This window comes from Escherichia sp. WS1451 (genome assembly GCF_046487365.1).
Taxonomy (GTDB): Bacteria; Pseudomonadota; Gammaproteobacteria; order Enterobacterales; family Enterobacteriaceae; genus Escherichia; species Escherichia coli.
Genome location: NZ_JBJQJP010000019.1, coordinates 64,685 through 79,966, shown reverse-complemented (window position 1 = coordinate 79,966; position 15,282 = coordinate 64,685). Strand labels below are relative to the sequence as shown.

The window sequence follows — 15,282 nt, the reverse complement described above, 5'->3', positions numbered from 1 at the left end:
AAGGCGCGGTGCTGGATATTTTCCGGCACCGCAACTCATTAAGGCAGGTAAAACACTTCTTGCAGCTCGCTACTGACTGGGCTGTTATCCGGGTTAGCTGGCATAACGTCGGTCATATACTTCCACCAACGTTGGCAAACATCAGTACTGGCTACCGCATTCCACCGTTCTTCAGATTCAATCTCTACCGTGGCAAACAGCAGATTACGCGCTTTGTCGAGGTAAATGGCGTAGTTATGCGCACCGTGAGATTTCAACACTGCTTCCAGTTCCGGCCAGATTGGATTATGCCGACGCTGATACTCTTCGTGGGCGTCGGGGTTAACCTGCATGACAAAGGCTTTGCGGATCATATTTGCTCCTTACAGCGCCAGCGCACTGGCAAGTGGTGTAACGCCGAAACGCTGGCCGAGTGCTATCAGCTCTTCACGACTGATGGTCTGTTTCATGCCGCCCATCGAATAAACCTTCACTAATACTTGTGCTGATTTTTCTGCGGTGTCGATTAAACCGAATGTTTCATCCAGTGTCGGACCGCTGCCGAAGACGCCGTGGAAGGGCCACAACACCAGCGAATGTTTTTGCATTTCCTGTGCGGTCGCCTGGCCGATTTCGTCGGTGCCGGGCACCATCCACGGCAAAATGCCGACGCCATCCGGGAACACTACCAGACACTCGGTGCTGCCTTCCCAAAGCTGGCGAGTGAAGACCGCGGTGTCGTTTTCCAATACGTAGGTAAGGGCGATCAGGTTGGTGGCATGGCAGTGCATGATCACCCGATCTTTACCGTTGGTGGCTTTAATGCGTTCGCAATGAGAGAGGAAGTGCGCCGGAAGTTCGGATGTCGGGACGGCTTCGTTGGTTAACCCCCAGAGAATATGGTAGCCCGCGCCGTCGCTGTCGACTTTTACGACGCCTAAGTTAGCCGCAGGATCAAGCTGGACGTTACGGAAGAATTTGCCGGAGCCGGTGACAATAAACGGTGTATTTGCCAGTAAAGGCATGGGCTGGCTGAGCGGGATATAGCGCGGTTGTGCATGAAAGTTGTCGTGATACGGTGCGATATCGGCGTCATCCAGGCGCAGCGTCAGGTTACCACCATTGCGCTCGTCCCAGCCTTTCAGCCAGGCGTCGGTGGTGGCTTTGATCATTCCCTGGACAAACCAGGACTGGGTAATGTTTTGCATGTTCTGTGTTCCTGTAAATTCGGTGTTGTCGGATGCACGACCCGTAGGCCGGATAAGGTGCTCGCGCCGCATCCGGCAGTGTTTACCCACGCTGGCTCAAAATCGCTTTCTCATAAGCCCGCACGCTTTCCAGCCATTCGCTACCCACTGGGGTATCGTGACGTTGGCAATACATTTCCCAGACCGCCTGCCACGGCAATGATTTTTGTTCTTCCAGCAGTGCCAGTCGTGCGGTGTAATCGCCCGCTGCTTCCAGCTTGCGCAGTTCAGTGGTAGGTTCCAGCAACGCACGTAGCAGGGCTTTTTTCATATTGCGCGTACCAATGACCCATGCGGCAATGCGGTTGATAGAGGCATCAAAGAAATCCAGGCCGATATGTACCCGGTCAAACAGATCGTGACGAACAATCTCACTGGCAATCGCCTGGGTTTCATCATCCAGCAGCACTACGTGATCGCTGTCCCAGCGAACCGGACGGCTGACGTGCAGCAGCAACTGCGGCACATACAGCATGGCGGCGGAAATCTTGTCGGAAATCACTTCAGTCGGGTGGAAATGCCCGGCGTCCAGGCACAGCGCCGTCTGGCGGCTGGTGGCATACCCCATGTAAAACTCATTGGAGCCAACCGTGTAGCTCTCCGCGCCAATGCCAAACAATTTGCTCTCAACGGCGTCGATATGGTGCGCCGGATCCAGCTTCTCGCTGATCACCTCATCCAGTGCTGCCAGCAGACGCTGACGTGGGGCGAGACGGTCAACGGTGATATCTTTCATGCCATCCGGGATCCAGATGTTCATCACCGACGGTGTGCCAAGTTGCTCGCCAAAATAGGCTGAAACACGGCGGCTGGCTTTGCAGTGATCAATCCAGAACTGGCGAATACTGTCGTCGGCATGGGAAAGCGTAAAGCCATCGGCGCTTAGCGGATGCGAAAAACAGGAGGGGTTAAAATCCAGACCGAGCTGATTGGCTTTCGCCCATTCAACCCAGTTTTTGAAGTGCTCTGGTTTGATTTGGTCGCGCGAGACTGGCGTGTCTGATTCCAGATAGATGGCATGTAAATTAAGCCGTTTCGGACCCGGAATCAGCCGCATAGCTTGTTCCAGATCGGCACGTAGCTCGCTGGCATTACGCGCTTTGCCCGGATAATTACCAGTAGCCTGAATCCCACCGGTCAGCGAACCTTCCGGGTTTTCAAAACCGGAAACATCATCGCCCTGCCAGCAGTGCATTGAAACGGGTAAACGATCAAGTTGGCGCAGCGCCTCCTCGACATCAATCCCTACTGCCGCGAAACGCTGTTTCGCCAGCTCCCAGGCCTGTTCCAGTTGAGTGGTCATGCGCAAAGCTCCTTTGTCTGTCGTGTAGAGTGAATCTGCGCCACATAGTGGGCAATTTCACTGTCAGGATTAGGGGTAAAGGTGGTCAGATTCGCGGTGGTGCTGACGACCTGACGGAAATCATCCACATTGTTGAGTTCATCCAGCGTCATTAACTGGATGCCGATATTGCCGAGCGTCGAGGCTTCAACAGGCCCGGCGATCACCCGAATACCGCAGGCATCAGCACATAACTGGTTGAGCAGCGCGTTCTGGCAGCCACCGCCGACAATATGCAGTTGTGAGAAATCTTCACCGCGCAGTTGCGCCAGCTCATGCAACACATCGGCATACAGCAGCGCCAGACTGTCGAAAATACAGCGCGCCAGTTCAGCATCACTTTCCGGGATTGGTTGCGCCGTTTCCCGACACGCAGCCTGAATTTCGCTGCACATCTCGTCAGGATTAATAAAGCGATCGTCATTGGGATTGATGGTGAAGCGGCAAGCCGGCAGTGCCTGTGTCGCGGCGATAAGCGCCGGAAGATCGTTGATTTGCCGCTCCTGAAGCACCCGCTGAAGCAGCCATAAGCCCATAATATTTTTCAGCACCCGATAGCGACCTTCCGCCCCGCCTTCATTGGTGATGTTGGCTGCCAGCGCCGTGTCATTGGTAAATGGTGTCTGGCTTTCGAAGCCCATCAATGACCAGGTGCCAGAAGAGAGATAAGCGGCGCGTGAACCGTTTAACGGCGAGGCGATAACCGCGCTGGCGGTGTCATGGCTGGCAACGGCGACGACAGGAATCTCATTACCTTGCGGGCAAATCCAGTGACCAATGACATTACCCGGATGCGTCGGGCGACCAAACCAGGCTTTGTTGGCCCCGCTCCACGCCAGTAGCGACTCGTCCCAGTCGTCGCTATTAATATTGACCAGTTGCGTGGTCGTGGCGTTGGTGTACTCCCAGTTCATCTTGCCGGTCAGGCGATAACTAAAGTAATCCGCCATCAGCAGAGCGTGAGCAATGTGTGGAATAAGCTCAGGTTGTTGCTCCGTCAGCGCACGCAACTGATAGATCGTATTGAAGGGCAGAAACTGGATGCCGCTACGCTGATAAATATCGCGTTTGCCGAGTTGCTGTTGTGCCTGCGTCATCAGGCCATTGGTGCGGCTATCGCGATAAGCAACAGGCAGACCCACACGCTTACCCTGTAGGTCGAGCAGCACAAAGTCCACGCCCCAGGTATCAATCCCAATGCTATCGATACGAATCCCTTCCTCGCACACCTTGTTTAATCCAAGGCGAATGGCACTTTCCAGGCTATCCACATCCCAGGTGACATAACCGTTCTGGCTATGCAGCCCATTTTTAAAACGATGGATTTCGCGCAGCGTCAGGCTGCGGCATTCACGCTCGTAACGCGCCAGCATCACGCGCCCACTGGATGCGCCGAGATCGACGGCGACACAATTGCGAAAGGTCATAATGTGATCCTGCTGAATTTCATTACGACCAGTCTAAAAAGCGCCTGAATTCGCGACCTTCTCGTTACTGACAGGAAAATGGGCCATTGGCAACCAGGGAAAGATGAACGTGATGATGTTCACAATTTGCTGAATTGTGGTGATGTGATGCTTACCGCATTTCCTGAAAATTCACGCTGTATCTTGAAAAATCGACGTTTTTTACGTGGTTTTCCGTCGAAAATTTAAGGTAAGAACCTGACCTCGTGATTACTATTTCGCCGTGTTGACGACATCAGGAGGCCAGTATGACCGTATTACATAGTGTGGATTTTTTTCCGTCTGGTAACGCGTCCGTGGCGATAGAACCCCGGCTCCCGCAGGCGGATTTTCCTGAACATCATCATGATTTTCATGAAATTGTGATTGTCGAACATGGCACGGGTATTCATGTGTTTAATGGGCAGCCCTATACCATCACCGGTGGGACGGTCTGTTTTGTGCGCGACCATGATCGGCATCTGTATGAACATACCGATAATCTGTGTCTGACCAATGTGCTGTATCGCTCGCCGGATCGATTTCAGTTTCTCGCCGGGCTGAATCAGTTGCTGCCACAAGAGCAGGATGGGCAGTATCCGTCTCACTGGCGCGTTAACCACAGCGTATTGCAGCAGGTGCGGCAGCTGGTTGCACAGATGGAACAGCAGGAAGGGGAAAATGATTTACCCTCGACCGCCAGTCGCGAGATCTTATTTATGCAATTACTGCTCTTGCTGCGTAAAAGCAGTTTGCAGGAGAACCTGGAAAACAGCGCATCACGTCTCAACTTGCTTCTGGCCTGGCTGGAGGACCATTTTGCCGATGAGGTGAATTGGGATGCCGTGGCGGATCAATTTTCTCTTTCGCTGCGTACGCTACATCGGCAGCTTAAGCAGCAAACGGGACTGACGCCTCAGCGTTACCTGAACCGCCTGCGACTGATGAAGGCCCGACATCTGCTACGCCACAGTGAGGCCAGCGTTACTGACATCGCCTATCGCTGCGGATTTAGCGACAGTAACCACTTTTCGACGCTTTTTCGCCGAGAGTTTAACTGGTCACCGCGTGATATTCGTCAGGGACGGGATGGCTTTCTGCAATAACGCGAATCTTCTCAACGTATTTGTACGCCATATTGCGAATAATCAACTTCGTTCTCTGACCGAGGTAGCCACGGTGGCGCATCAGTTAAAACTTCTCAAAGATGATTTTTTTGCCAGCGACCAGCAGGCAGTCGCTGTGGCTGACCGTTATCCGCAAGATGTCTTTGCTGAACATACACATGATTTTTGTGAGCTGGTAATTGTCTGGCGCGGTAATGGTCTGCATGTACTCAACGATCGCCCTTATCGCATTACCCGTGGCGATCTCTTTTACATTCATGCTGACGATAAACACTCCTACGCTTCCGTTAACGATCTGGTTTTGCAGAATATTATTTATTGCCCGGAGCGGCTGAAGCTGAATCTTGACTGGCAGGGGGCGATTCCGGGATTTAGCGCCAGCGCAGGGCAACCACACTGGCGCTTAGGTAGCATGGGGATGGCACAGGCGCGGCAGATTATCGGTCAGCTTGAGCATGAAAGTAGTCAGCATGTGCCGTTTGCTAACGAAATGGCAGAGTTGCTGTTCGGGCAGTTGGTGATGTCGCTGAATCGCCATCGTTACACCAGCGATTCGTTGCCGCCAACATCCAGCGAAACGTTGCTGGATAAGCTGATTACCCGGCTGGCGGCCAGCCTGAAAAGTCCCTTTGCGCTGGATGAGTTTTGTGATGAGGCATCGTGCAGTGAGCGCGTTTTGCGTCAGCAATTTCGCCAGCAGACTGGAATGACCATCAATCAATATCTGCGGCAGGTCAGAGTGTGTCATGCGCAATATCTTCTCCAGCATAGCCGCCTGTTAATCAGTGATATTTCAACCGAATGTGGCTTTGAAGATAGTAACTATTTTTCGGTGGTGTTTACCCGGGAAACCGGGATGACGCCCAGCCAGTGGCGTCATCTCAATTCGCAGAAAGATTAATTCGCCATGCCGATGCCGACGATGTTGGCGGCAACAATAATCACCACACAACCGAGGCTCAACACCGTTACCGGACGGCGACCTGCATTGTTCCACTCTTTCAGCACCAGCCCGACGATACCGCCGCACAATACATAGAAGCTCATATGCAGCATCCAGCTGATGTAGTCATACTGCGCCGGAATGCGGGCGTGGCCCCAGGCATAGAAAAAGAATTGCAGATACCACATCAACCCGCCCAGTGCTGAGAGTAACACGTTGTGAATGATCAGCGGTTTTGCCAGCGAGAAGTCGGCTTTTAGCGACAAATCCTTCACTTTTGCCAGACGAATGAAGCAGAAACCGAGGTTGATGATCGCGCCGCCTCCCATGATGACAACATAGCTTGGCAGAGCGACATACAGGGGATCGACGCCCAGTGCGGCAGCGGCTTCATGCATCGGTTTTGCGGCGTTCATCGCAAAGGACATCCCGGCAGAGAAAATGCCGCACATCATCGCCAGCACCAGCCCTTTTTTCAGGTTGAACTCTTCGGCTTTAATGCCCATCTTGCGCTCTTTCAACTGCCCGGCGCGAGTCACAATCCCTACGCCAATCAGCGCCACCAGAACGCCGAGCAACGTCATGCGTCCGCCTTCGGTATTAATCAGAACATCGAAATTGCCGTTGATAATTGGCGTCATCAGCGTACCGACAATCAACGTAATGCCAATGGCGATGCCAATTCCCATCGACATGCCGAGATAACGCATGGTCAGGCCGTAGTTGATATTACCGATCCCCCACATAGCGCCGAACAGAAAAACAGGCAGCAGCGTAGAGAGACTAAACGAGCTGTAATACGCCCAGAAATTCGGCAGTAACAGGGCGCTGATGGCCCACGGCAGAATAATCCACGAAACAATCCCACCAACTGACCACATGGTTTCCCATGACCATTTTTTTACTTTTTTGAACGGAGCGTAAAAACAGGCTGCACTGGCCGCGCCGATCAAATGCCAAAATATCCCCATCGTAATCGCGTTACTCATCTTCTTATCCTCATCATTTTTCGTCGCGTCACATCTCCGACGAGATGAGTGTAAAAATCGTGCTGTCGATTAACCTTTCGCCTGTTGCCGCCGTTGTCGATTTACTGGCAATCATGGCATTAAGTGGGTGATTTGCTTCACATCTCGGGCATTTTCCTGCAAAACCATACCCTTACGAAAAGTACGGCATTGATAATCATTTTCAATATCATTTAATTAACTATAATGAACCAACTGCTTACGCGGCATTAACAATCGGCCGCCCGACAATACTGGAGATGAATATGAGCTATACCCTGCCATCCCTGCCGTATGCTTACGATGCCATGGAACCGCACTTCGATAAGCAGACCATGGAAATCCACCACACCAAACACCATCAGACCTACGTCAACAACGCCAACGCGGCGCTGGAAAGCCTGCCAGAATTCGCTAACCTGCCGGTTGAAGAGCTGATCACCAAACTGGACCAGCTGCCAGCAGACAAGAAAACCGTACTGCGCAACAACGCTGGCGGTCACGCTAACCACAGCCTGTTCTGGAAAGGTCTGAAAAAAGGCACCACCCTGCAGGGTGACCTGAAAGCGGCTATCGAACGTGACTTCGGCTCCGTTGATAACTTCAAAGCAGAATTTGAGAAAGCGGCAGCTTCCCGCTTTGGTTCCGGCTGGGCATGGCTGGTGCTGAAAGGCGATAAACTGGCGGTGGTTTCTACTGCTAACCAGGACTCCCCGCTGATGGGTGAAGCTATTTCTGGCGCTTCCGGCTTCCCGATTGTGGGCCTGGATGTGTGGGAACATGCTTACTACCTGAAATTCCAGAACCGCCGTCCGGACTACATCAAAGAGTTCTGGAACGTGGTGAACTGGGACGAAGCAGCGGCACGTTTCGCGGCGAAAAAATAATCATTTGCCGCCTGCTGCAATGAGGCGTTTACGCCGCATATCAGCTTAAAAAATGAACCATCGCCAACGGCGGTGGTTTTTTTGTGATCAATTTCAAAATAAAAACAATGATCCGATAAAAATAAAACAGCGTTTCAATTGATGTGGTTTTGATCACTTTTATTGATTAAATGAATGTCTATCTTCGTTTCCATCAACACTGATGCTCCATTGAGGAATTACGCATCAGCCCTTAAAAATATGCCGACAGGTGATGGAAATGCAGATAAAACGCTCGATTGAGAAAATCCCGGGGGGGATGATGCTCGTCCCGCTATTCCTTGGCGCACTGTGCCACACCTTCTCGCCGGAGGCGGGGAAATATTTTGGATCATTCACCAACGGGATGATTACCGGTACGGTGCCTATTCTGGCGGTGTGGTTTTTTTGCATGGGGGCGTCAATAAAATTAAGCGCGACGGGAACGGTATTGCGTAAATCCGGTACGCTGGTGGTAACAAAAATTGCCGTCGCGTGGGTGGTTGCGGCAATTGCCTCGCGCATTATTCCGGAACATGGTGTTGAAGTTGGATTCTTTGCCGGACTTTCAACGCTGGCGCTGGTGGCGGCGATGGATATGACCAACGGCGGACTTTACGCTTCCATCATGCAGCAGTACGGCACAAAAGAAGAAGCTGGGGCATTTGTGTTGATGTCATTGGAGTCCGGGCCGCTCATGACGATGATTATTCTGGGCACTGCCGGGATTGCCTCGTTTGAACCGCATGTTTTCGTCGGCGCAGTATTACCGTTCCTGGTGGGCTTTGCCCTTGGGAACCTTGACCCTGAATTACGAGAATTTTTCAGCAAAGCGGTGCAGACGCTGATTCCATTCTTTGCCTTCGCGCTGGGCAATACCATTGATTTGACTGTAATTGCCCAGACAGGTTTGCTGGGGATCCTGTTGGGTGTGGCAGTAATTATCGTGACCGGTATTCCGTTGATTATCGCCGATAAATTGATTGGCGGTGGCGATGGCACTGCCGGAATTGCCGCTTCCAGTTCCGCAGGGGCCGCGGTAGCGACACCTGTGCTGATTGCTGAAATGGTGCCTGCGTTTAAACCGATGGCTCCGGCAGCAACTTCGCTGGTCGCGACGGCGGTCATTGTGACTTCGATTCTGGTGCCAATTCTTACCTCTATCTGGTCACGTAAAGTCAAAGCCAGAGCGGCGAAAATCGAAATTTTAGGTACGGTGAAATAAACCAACTTCCTTAATCCCCACAGCCGGATGAACTAACGTTCGTCCGGTTTTCTATTGAGCTCCTGCCTGGATACTTACCGCGAAAACAGCACGCCTGACATAAAATAAATATGGTCTAATGGGGAAATTTCTCGTGGAGAGGGAACAGATGCGATATCCGGTTGATGTATACACAGGCAAGATTCAGGCTTATCCCGAAGGCAAACCCAGCGCAATTGCCAAAATCCAGGTTGATGGTGAGTTGATGCTGACGGAGCTGGGGCTGGAAGGTGACGAGCAGGCGGAGAAAATGGTTCACGGCGGGCCAGACAGAGCGCTGTGTCATTATCCTCGTGAGCACTATCTCTACTGGGCGCGGGAATTTCCGGAACAGGCGGAGTTGTTTGTTGCGCCTGCGTTTGGTGAAAATCTCTCAACCGACGGTCTGACGGAAAGTAATGTTTATATGGGCGATATTTTCCGCTGGGGAGAGGCATTAATTCAGGTCAGCCAGCCGCGCTCGCCTTGCTATAAACTCAATTACCATTTTGATATCAGCGACATAGCGCAGTTGATGCAAAACACGGGTAAAGTGGGGTGGTTGTATAGCGTAATTGCACCAGGGTTGGTATCTGCTGATGCGCCACTGGAGTTGGTTTCCCGTGTCAGTGATGTGACCGTGCAGGAGGCTGCCGCCATCGCATGGCATATGCCGTTTGATGACGATCAGTATCACCGTTTACTCTCCGCCGCCGGGTTATCGAAAAGCTGGACGCGGACGATGCAAAAGCGCCGACTGAGCGGCAAGATCGAAGATTTTTCCCGCCGGTTGTGGGGAAAATAACCCCCGGAGTGTAGGCCTGATAAGACGCTATCAGTGTTGCATCAGGCATCCTGCTCAAATGCCGGATGCGGCGTAAACGCCTTATCCTGCCTACAATGCGGAGTTTAACTCCGCTTATACAGCGGCAACCAAATCACCAGCCGTAAACCGCCCAGCGGGCTGTCTTCTGCTTTAACCCAGCCACGATGCTGCTGAATGGCGGTTTCAACAATCGCCAGCCCCAAACCTGTACCGCCAGATTCACGATCGCGTGCTTCATCGGTACGATAGAACGGACGGAAAATCTGTTCGCGATCTTCCGGGCTAACGCCAGGACCATCGTCGTCCACCGTAATGGTGATACCGTCTTTATCTACCGCAAAGCCCACTTCAATCTTCGTATGGGAATAACGCAGAGCATTTCGAACAATGTTTTCCAGCGCACTTTCCAGGGCGTTCGGGTTGCCATACAGCGGCCACGGCCCAGGCGGGAAGTTAACCGTCAACGACTTGCCCATTTGCTCGGCTTCGAACGCCGCGTTATCCAGCACTTCGCCCCACAACTGGTTAGCTTTCAATGTCTCGCTTACCAGCGCGTTTTTCTGCTGATTACGTGACATCACCAACAGGTCGTTAATCATGCTGTCCAGACGTTGCGCTTCGGTTTCAATACGCTCCAGTTCCTTGCTTTCACCGCTACGACGGCGCAGTAACGCCGTACCCAGTTGTAGACGCGTCAGCGGGGTGCGCAGCTCGTGAGAGATATCAGAAAGCAGACGCTGCTGAGAGGTCATCATGCGCTCCAGCGCGGTGACCATCTGGTTAAAACTGGCACCTGCGGCAAGGAATTCCTGTGGCCCCGCTTCAAGTTCCGGGTGCTGGCGTAAGTTTCCCTGGGCAACTTCATCGGCAGCGTTTTTCAGCTTACGCGCCGGTTTTGCCAGACTCCAGGCCAACCACAACAGCAGCGGCGTACTGACCAACATGGTGACAATCAGCAGTAATAGCGGGCGGTCAAACAGTAAGTTAATGAAATCGGATTGAGAACTGCTGGCCGGACGAATCAGATAAAGTTGGTAATTATCTTCGCCATCACGCACGGAGAACGGACCGACCAGTTCCACGCGCCCATACTTTTTCTTCTGCGGATGATCGGCGTTATCGGCCTGACCAATAAAGTTACGAATGATCTGCATTTCGCTGCGTTCAGCGCCGATCACGCGGCCTTCGGTGGTCACCAATAACAAACGCTGTCCTGGCGGTGCCCACTTATCAATCGCCCGGAACAGACGCCGCCACCACATTAAATCATTGGGCGGATCGTTCGCCAGCTCCGCTTCGACATGCTGCTCAATCATCAGACCCTGACGCTGTTCGCTATCCAGAAGCTCGGTCATCTGGCGTGAATCGAGCTTGGGTAACATCAAAACCAACATCAACACCAGCGCCAGCGTCAGCCAGAAGATGGCGAAGATGCGCGCGGTTAAGCTGCCTATCATGAAGCAGAAACCATCAGATAGCCGCGACCACGCAAGGTTTTAAACCACGGATGACCATCTTTACGATCCGGCAGTTTACGACGCAGGTTGGAAATGTGCATATCGATAGCGCGGTCGAAGGGCGTCAGGCGTTTGCCCAGCACTTCCTGGCTTAAATGTTCACGGGAAACCACCTGACCCAGATGCTGTGCCAGCAAATAGAGCAGGGTAAACTCAGTGCCGGTTAACTCCAGCGTTTGCCCGTCGAAGCTGGCTTCCTGACGGCCTGGATTCAGCACTAAGGCATCAACTTCAAGCGTCGGTGAACCGTTGTCGTTGTTTTGCTGTTGCTCGCTCCAGTGCGAACGGCGCAGGATCGCGCGAATACGTGCCACCAGCTCACGATCATTAAACGGTTTCGGGAGATAGTCATCTGCGCCCAGCTCAAGGCCGAGAACGCGATCAAGTTCACTGCCGCGCGCCGTCAACATAATGACAGGCGTCTGGTGTGTCTGGCGAAGTGCTTTTAATGTGTCGATACCATTTTTCTTCGGCATCATTACATCAAGCAAAAGTAAATCAATGCTGTCGTCCAGAAGATCAAGCGCCTGTTCCCCATCGTGGGCAACAATCACGTTGAAGCCTTCCATCTCGAGCAGCTCCTTTAATAGGGAAGTCAGCTCTCGGTCATCATCAACTAACAGGATTTTATTCATTGTTTAAATACCTCCGAGGCAGAAATTACGTCATCAGACGTCGCTAATCCATGACTTTACGTTGTTTTACACCCCCTGACGCATGTTTGCAGCCTGAATCGTAAACTCTCTATCGTTGAATCGCGACAGAAAGATTTTGGGAGCAAATGATGCGCATAGTTACCGCTGCCGTCATGGCCTCAACGCTGGCAGTCAGTTCATTAAGCCACGCTGCTGAAGTCGGTTCAGGCGATAACTGGCATCCGGGTGAAGAACTTACGCAGCGCAGTACGCAGAGCCATATGTTCGACGGCATAAGTTTAACCGAACATCAGCGTCAGCAGATGCGAGATCTTATGCAACAGGCCCGGCACGAACAGCCTCCTGTTAATGTTAGCGAACTGGAGACAATGCATCGCCTTGTCACCGCAGAAAATTTTGATGAAAACGCTGTGCGCGCACAGGCAGAAAAAATGGCGAATGAGCAAATTGCTCGTCAGGTTGAGATGGCAAAAGTCCGCAACCAAATGTATCGCCTGTTAACGCCGGAGCAGCAAGCGGTTTTAAATGAGAAACATCAACAACGAATGGAGCAGTTGCGTGACGTGACGCAATGGCAAAAAAGTTCATCGTTGAAGCTATTGAGTAGTAGCAACTCACGTTCCCAGTAGTAAACCCTGTTTTCCTTGCCATAGACACCATCCCTGTCTTCCCCCACATGATGTGGGGGTTTTTTTTATCCTCAATTTGCCTGCTGCTTAATGCATTGCAGATGATTTGCTTCCGTTATACTACCGTCAGTTGATAGCGGGAGTATTTATGAATCAATCTTATGGACGGCTGGTCAGTCGGGCGGCGATTGCTGCGACGGCGATGGCTTCGCTGCTATTGCTGATTAAAATTTTTGCATGGTGGTATACCGGGTCGGTGAGTATTCTCGCCGCGCTGGTGGATTCGCTGGTGGATATCGGCGCGTCGTTGACGAATTTATTGGTGGTGCGATATTCCCTGCAACCTGCCGACGATAATCACTCGTTTGGTCACGGTAAAGCTGAGTCCCTCGCGGCGCTGGCGCAAAGTATGTTTATCTCCGGTTCGGCACTATTCCTGTTTTTGACGGGTATTCAACATCTGGTATCTCCAACACCGATGACAGATCCAGGCGTCGGGGTTATCGTGACAATTGTGGCGCTAATTTGTACGATTATCCTTGTCTCGTTTCAGCGGTGGGTGGTGCGCCGGACGCAAAGCCAGGCGGTGCGGGCTGATATGCTACATTACCAGTCTGATGTTATGATGAACGGCGCAATTCTGCTGGCGCTGGGGTTGTCCTGGTACGGCTGGCATCGCGCCGATGCTCTGTTTGCATTGGGAATCGGCATCTATATTTTATATAGCGCGTTACGCATGGGATATGAGGCGGTACAGTCATTACTGGATCGCGCATTGCCTGATGAAGAACGGCAAGAAATTATTGATATCGTGACTTCCTGGCCGGGTGTTAGCGGCGCTCACGATCTTCGCACGCGGCAGTCAGGGCCGACCCGCTTTATTCAGATTCATTTGGAAATGGAAGACTCTCTGCCTTTGGTTCAGGCACATATGGTGGCGGATCAGGTAGAGCAGGCTATTTTACGGCGTTTTCCGGGATCGGATGTGATTATCCATCAGGATCCCTGTTCCGTCGTACCCAGGGAGGGTAAACGGTCTATGCTTTCATAATCAGTATAAAAGAGAGCCAGACCCGCATTTTGTGTATAAAATACCGCCATTTGGCCTGACCTGAATCAATTCAGCAGGAAGTGATTGTTATACTATTTGCACATTCGTTGGATCACTTCGATGTGCAAGAAGACTTCCGGCAACAGATTTCATTTTGCATTCCAAAGTTCAGAGGTAGTCATGATTAAGAAAATCGGTGTGTTGACAAGCGGCGGTGATGCGCCAGGCATGAACGCCGCAATTCGCGGGGTTGTTCGTTCTGCGCTGACAGAAGGTCTGGAAGTAATGGGCATTTATGACGGCTATCTGGGTCTGTATGAAGACCGTATGGTACAGCTAGACCGTTACAGCGTTTCTGACATGATCAACCGTGGCGGTACGTTCCTCGGTTCTGCGCGTTTCCCGGAATTCCGCGACGAGAACATCCGCGCCGTGGCTATCGAAAACCTGAAAAAACGTGGTATCGACGCGCTGGTGGTTATCGGCGGTGACGGTTCCTACATGGGTGCAATGCGTCTGACCGAAATGGGCTTCCCGTGCATCGGTCTGCCTGGCACTATCGACAACGACATCAAAGGCACTGACTACACTATCGGTTTCTTCACTGCGCTGAGCACCGTTGTAGAAGCGATCGACCGTCTGCGTGACACCTCTTCTTCTCACCAGCGTATTTCCGTGGTGGAAGTGATGGGCCGTTATTGTGGCGATCTGACCCTGGCTGCGGCCATTGCCGGTGGCTGTGAATTCGTTGTAGTTCCGGAAGTTGAATTCAGCCGTGAAGACCTGGTAAACGAAATCAAAGCGGGTATCGCGAAAGGTAAAAAACACGCGATCGTGGCGATTACCGAACATATGTGTGATGTTGACGAACTGGCGCATTTCATCGAGAAAGAAACCGGTCGTGAAACCCGCGCAACTGTGCTGGGCCACATCCAGCGCGGTGGTTCTCCGGTGCCTTACGACCGTATTCTGGCTTCCCGTATGGGCGCTTACGCTATCGATCTGCTGCTGGCAGGTTACGGCGGTCGTTGCGTAGGTATCCAGAACGAACAGCTGGTTCACCACGACATCATCGACGCTATCGAAAACATGAAGCGTCCGTTCAAAGGCGACTGGCTGGACTGCGCGAAAAAACTGTATTAATGATTTCGGAAAAAGGCAGATTCCTTTAGCCTGAAACCGATGACAGAAGCAAAAATGCCTGATGCGCTTCGCTTATCAGGCCTACATGGATTCTGCAATTTATTGAATTTGCAAACTTTTGTAGGCCGGATAAGGCGTTCGCGCCGCATCCGGCATGGACAAAGCGCACTTTGTCAGCAATATGAGGCGGATTTCTTCCGCCTTTTTAATCCCTCAACATAT

Annotated in this window: 15 protein-coding genes; 8 read left to right on the top strand and 7 right to left on the bottom strand. The window is 52.1% G+C overall.

What is annotated here, in order from left to right; translation table 11 throughout:
* Nucleotides 1–38 precede the first annotated feature (38 nt).
* The 4 genes from rhaM to rhaB all read right to left on the bottom strand — a co-directional run bounded on the left by rhaM (nucleotide 39) and on the right by rhaB (nucleotide 3,995).
* The gene (gene rhaM, locus ACJHX7_RS20380) at nucleotides 39–353 is read right to left on the bottom strand and encodes an L-rhamnose mutarotase (protein ID WP_000619503.1); all 315 of its coding nucleotides are present in this window, start codon (nucleotides 351–353) and stop codon (nucleotides 39–41) included.
* A 9-nt stretch (nucleotides 354–362) separates the two neighbouring features.
* The gene (gene rhaD / locus ACJHX7_RS20375) at nucleotides 363–1,187 is read right to left on the bottom strand and encodes a rhamnulose-1-phosphate aldolase (RefSeq protein ID WP_001179733.1); all 825 of its coding nucleotides are present in this window, start codon (nucleotides 1,185–1,187) and stop codon (nucleotides 363–365) included.
* A gap of 82 nt (nucleotides 1,188–1,269) precedes the next feature.
* A complete protein-coding gene (gene rhaA, locus ACJHX7_RS20370; RefSeq protein WP_000211494.1) occupies nucleotides 1,270–2,529 on the bottom strand; it encodes an L-rhamnose isomerase in 1,260 nt (419 codons plus the stop codon).
* Nucleotides 2,526–3,995: a rhamnulokinase gene (rhaB, locus tag ACJHX7_RS20365; protein WP_094030222.1), complete on the bottom strand. Its 1,470-nt coding sequence runs from the start codon at nucleotides 3,993–3,995 to the stop codon at nucleotides 2,526–2,528. Before rhaB ends, rhaA begins: the two co-directional genes overlap by 4 nt.
* Before the next feature lie 287 nt (nucleotides 3,996–4,282).
* Between rhaB and rhaS the strand changes: the two genes are divergently transcribed.
* The gene (gene rhaS, locus ACJHX7_RS20360; protein WP_000217156.1) at nucleotides 4,283–5,119 is read left to right on the top strand and encodes an HTH-type transcriptional activator RhaS; all 837 of its coding nucleotides are present in this window, start codon (nucleotides 4,283–4,285) and stop codon (nucleotides 5,117–5,119) included.
* A gap of 73 nt (nucleotides 5,120–5,192) precedes the next feature.
* On the top strand, nucleotides 5,193–6,041 hold the full coding sequence (rhaR, locus tag ACJHX7_RS20355) for an HTH-type transcriptional activator RhaR (protein ID WP_024175827.1): 849 nt from the start codon (nucleotides 5,193–5,195) through the stop codon (nucleotides 6,039–6,041).
* Here the strand turns inward: rhaR and rhaT are convergent.
* Nucleotides 6,038–7,072: an L-rhamnose/proton symporter RhaT gene (gene rhaT / locus ACJHX7_RS20350; protein WP_094030221.1), complete on the bottom strand. Its 1,035-nt coding sequence runs from the start codon at nucleotides 7,070–7,072 to the stop codon at nucleotides 6,038–6,040. The two genes, rhaR and rhaT, sit on opposite strands and share 4 nt — an antisense overlap.
* A gap of 284 nt (nucleotides 7,073–7,356) precedes the next feature.
* Between rhaT and sodA the strand changes: the two genes are divergently transcribed.
* The 3 genes from sodA to yiiM all read left to right on the top strand — a co-directional run bounded on the left by sodA (nucleotide 7,357) and on the right by yiiM (nucleotide 10,043).
* Nucleotides 7,357–7,977 (top strand): superoxide dismutase [Mn], encoded by a 621-nt coding sequence (gene sodA / locus ACJHX7_RS20345; protein WP_094030220.1) that lies wholly within the window; start codon nucleotides 7,357–7,359, stop codon nucleotides 7,975–7,977.
* 259 nt (nucleotides 7,978–8,236) lie between these two features.
* Nucleotides 8,237–9,220 carry a 2-keto-3-deoxygluconate transporter gene (gene kdgT, locus ACJHX7_RS20340; RefSeq protein ID WP_001166043.1) on the top strand — a complete coding sequence of 328 codons (984 nt, stop codon included), beginning with the start codon at nucleotides 8,237–8,239 and terminating at the stop codon, nucleotides 9,218–9,220.
* Nucleotides 9,221–9,368: 148 nt separating this feature from the next.
* On the top strand, nucleotides 9,369–10,043 hold the full coding sequence (gene yiiM / locus ACJHX7_RS20335) for a 6-hydroxyaminopurine reductase (protein ID WP_001270277.1): 675 nt from the start codon (nucleotides 9,369–9,371) through the stop codon (nucleotides 10,041–10,043).
* A 104-nt stretch (nucleotides 10,044–10,147) separates the two neighbouring features.
* Here the strand turns inward: yiiM and cpxA are convergent, their stop codons facing one another.
* Together cpxA and cpxR are read right to left on the bottom strand one after the other, a co-directional pair.
* Nucleotides 10,148–11,521 carry an envelope stress sensor histidine kinase CpxA gene (gene cpxA / locus ACJHX7_RS20330; RefSeq protein WP_000580427.1) on the bottom strand — a complete coding sequence of 458 codons (1,374 nt, stop codon included), beginning with the start codon at nucleotides 11,519–11,521 and terminating at the stop codon, nucleotides 10,148–10,150.
* Nucleotides 11,518–12,216, bottom strand: a complete 699-nt coding sequence (gene cpxR, locus ACJHX7_RS20325) for an envelope stress response regulator transcription factor CpxR (protein WP_001033722.1) — start codon at nucleotides 12,214–12,216, stop codon at nucleotides 11,518–11,520. The genes cpxA and cpxR overlap by 4 nt, the downstream gene beginning before the upstream one ends.
* 149 nt (nucleotides 12,217–12,365) lie before the next feature.
* On the opposite strand from cpxR, the gene cpxP reads away from it, so the two are divergent.
* The 3 genes from cpxP (at nucleotide 12,366) to pfkA (ending at nucleotide 15,060) form a co-directional block, all read left to right on the top strand.
* Nucleotides 12,366–12,866, top strand: a complete 501-nt coding sequence (cpxP, locus tag ACJHX7_RS20320; protein ID WP_001223800.1) for a cell-envelope stress modulator CpxP — start codon at nucleotides 12,366–12,368, stop codon at nucleotides 12,864–12,866.
* Between the two features lie 148 nt (nucleotides 12,867–13,014).
* Nucleotides 13,015–13,917 carry a CDF family cation-efflux transporter FieF gene (gene fieF / locus ACJHX7_RS20315; RefSeq protein ID WP_001076748.1) on the top strand — a complete coding sequence of 301 codons (903 nt, stop codon included), beginning with the start codon at nucleotides 13,015–13,017 and terminating at the stop codon, nucleotides 13,915–13,917.
* A gap of 180 nt (nucleotides 13,918–14,097) precedes the next feature.
* Nucleotides 14,098–15,060, top strand: a complete 963-nt coding sequence (gene pfkA, locus ACJHX7_RS20310) for a 6-phosphofructokinase (RefSeq protein WP_000591795.1) — start codon at nucleotides 14,098–14,100, stop codon at nucleotides 15,058–15,060.
* Nucleotides 15,061–15,282: the final 222 nt, after the last annotated feature.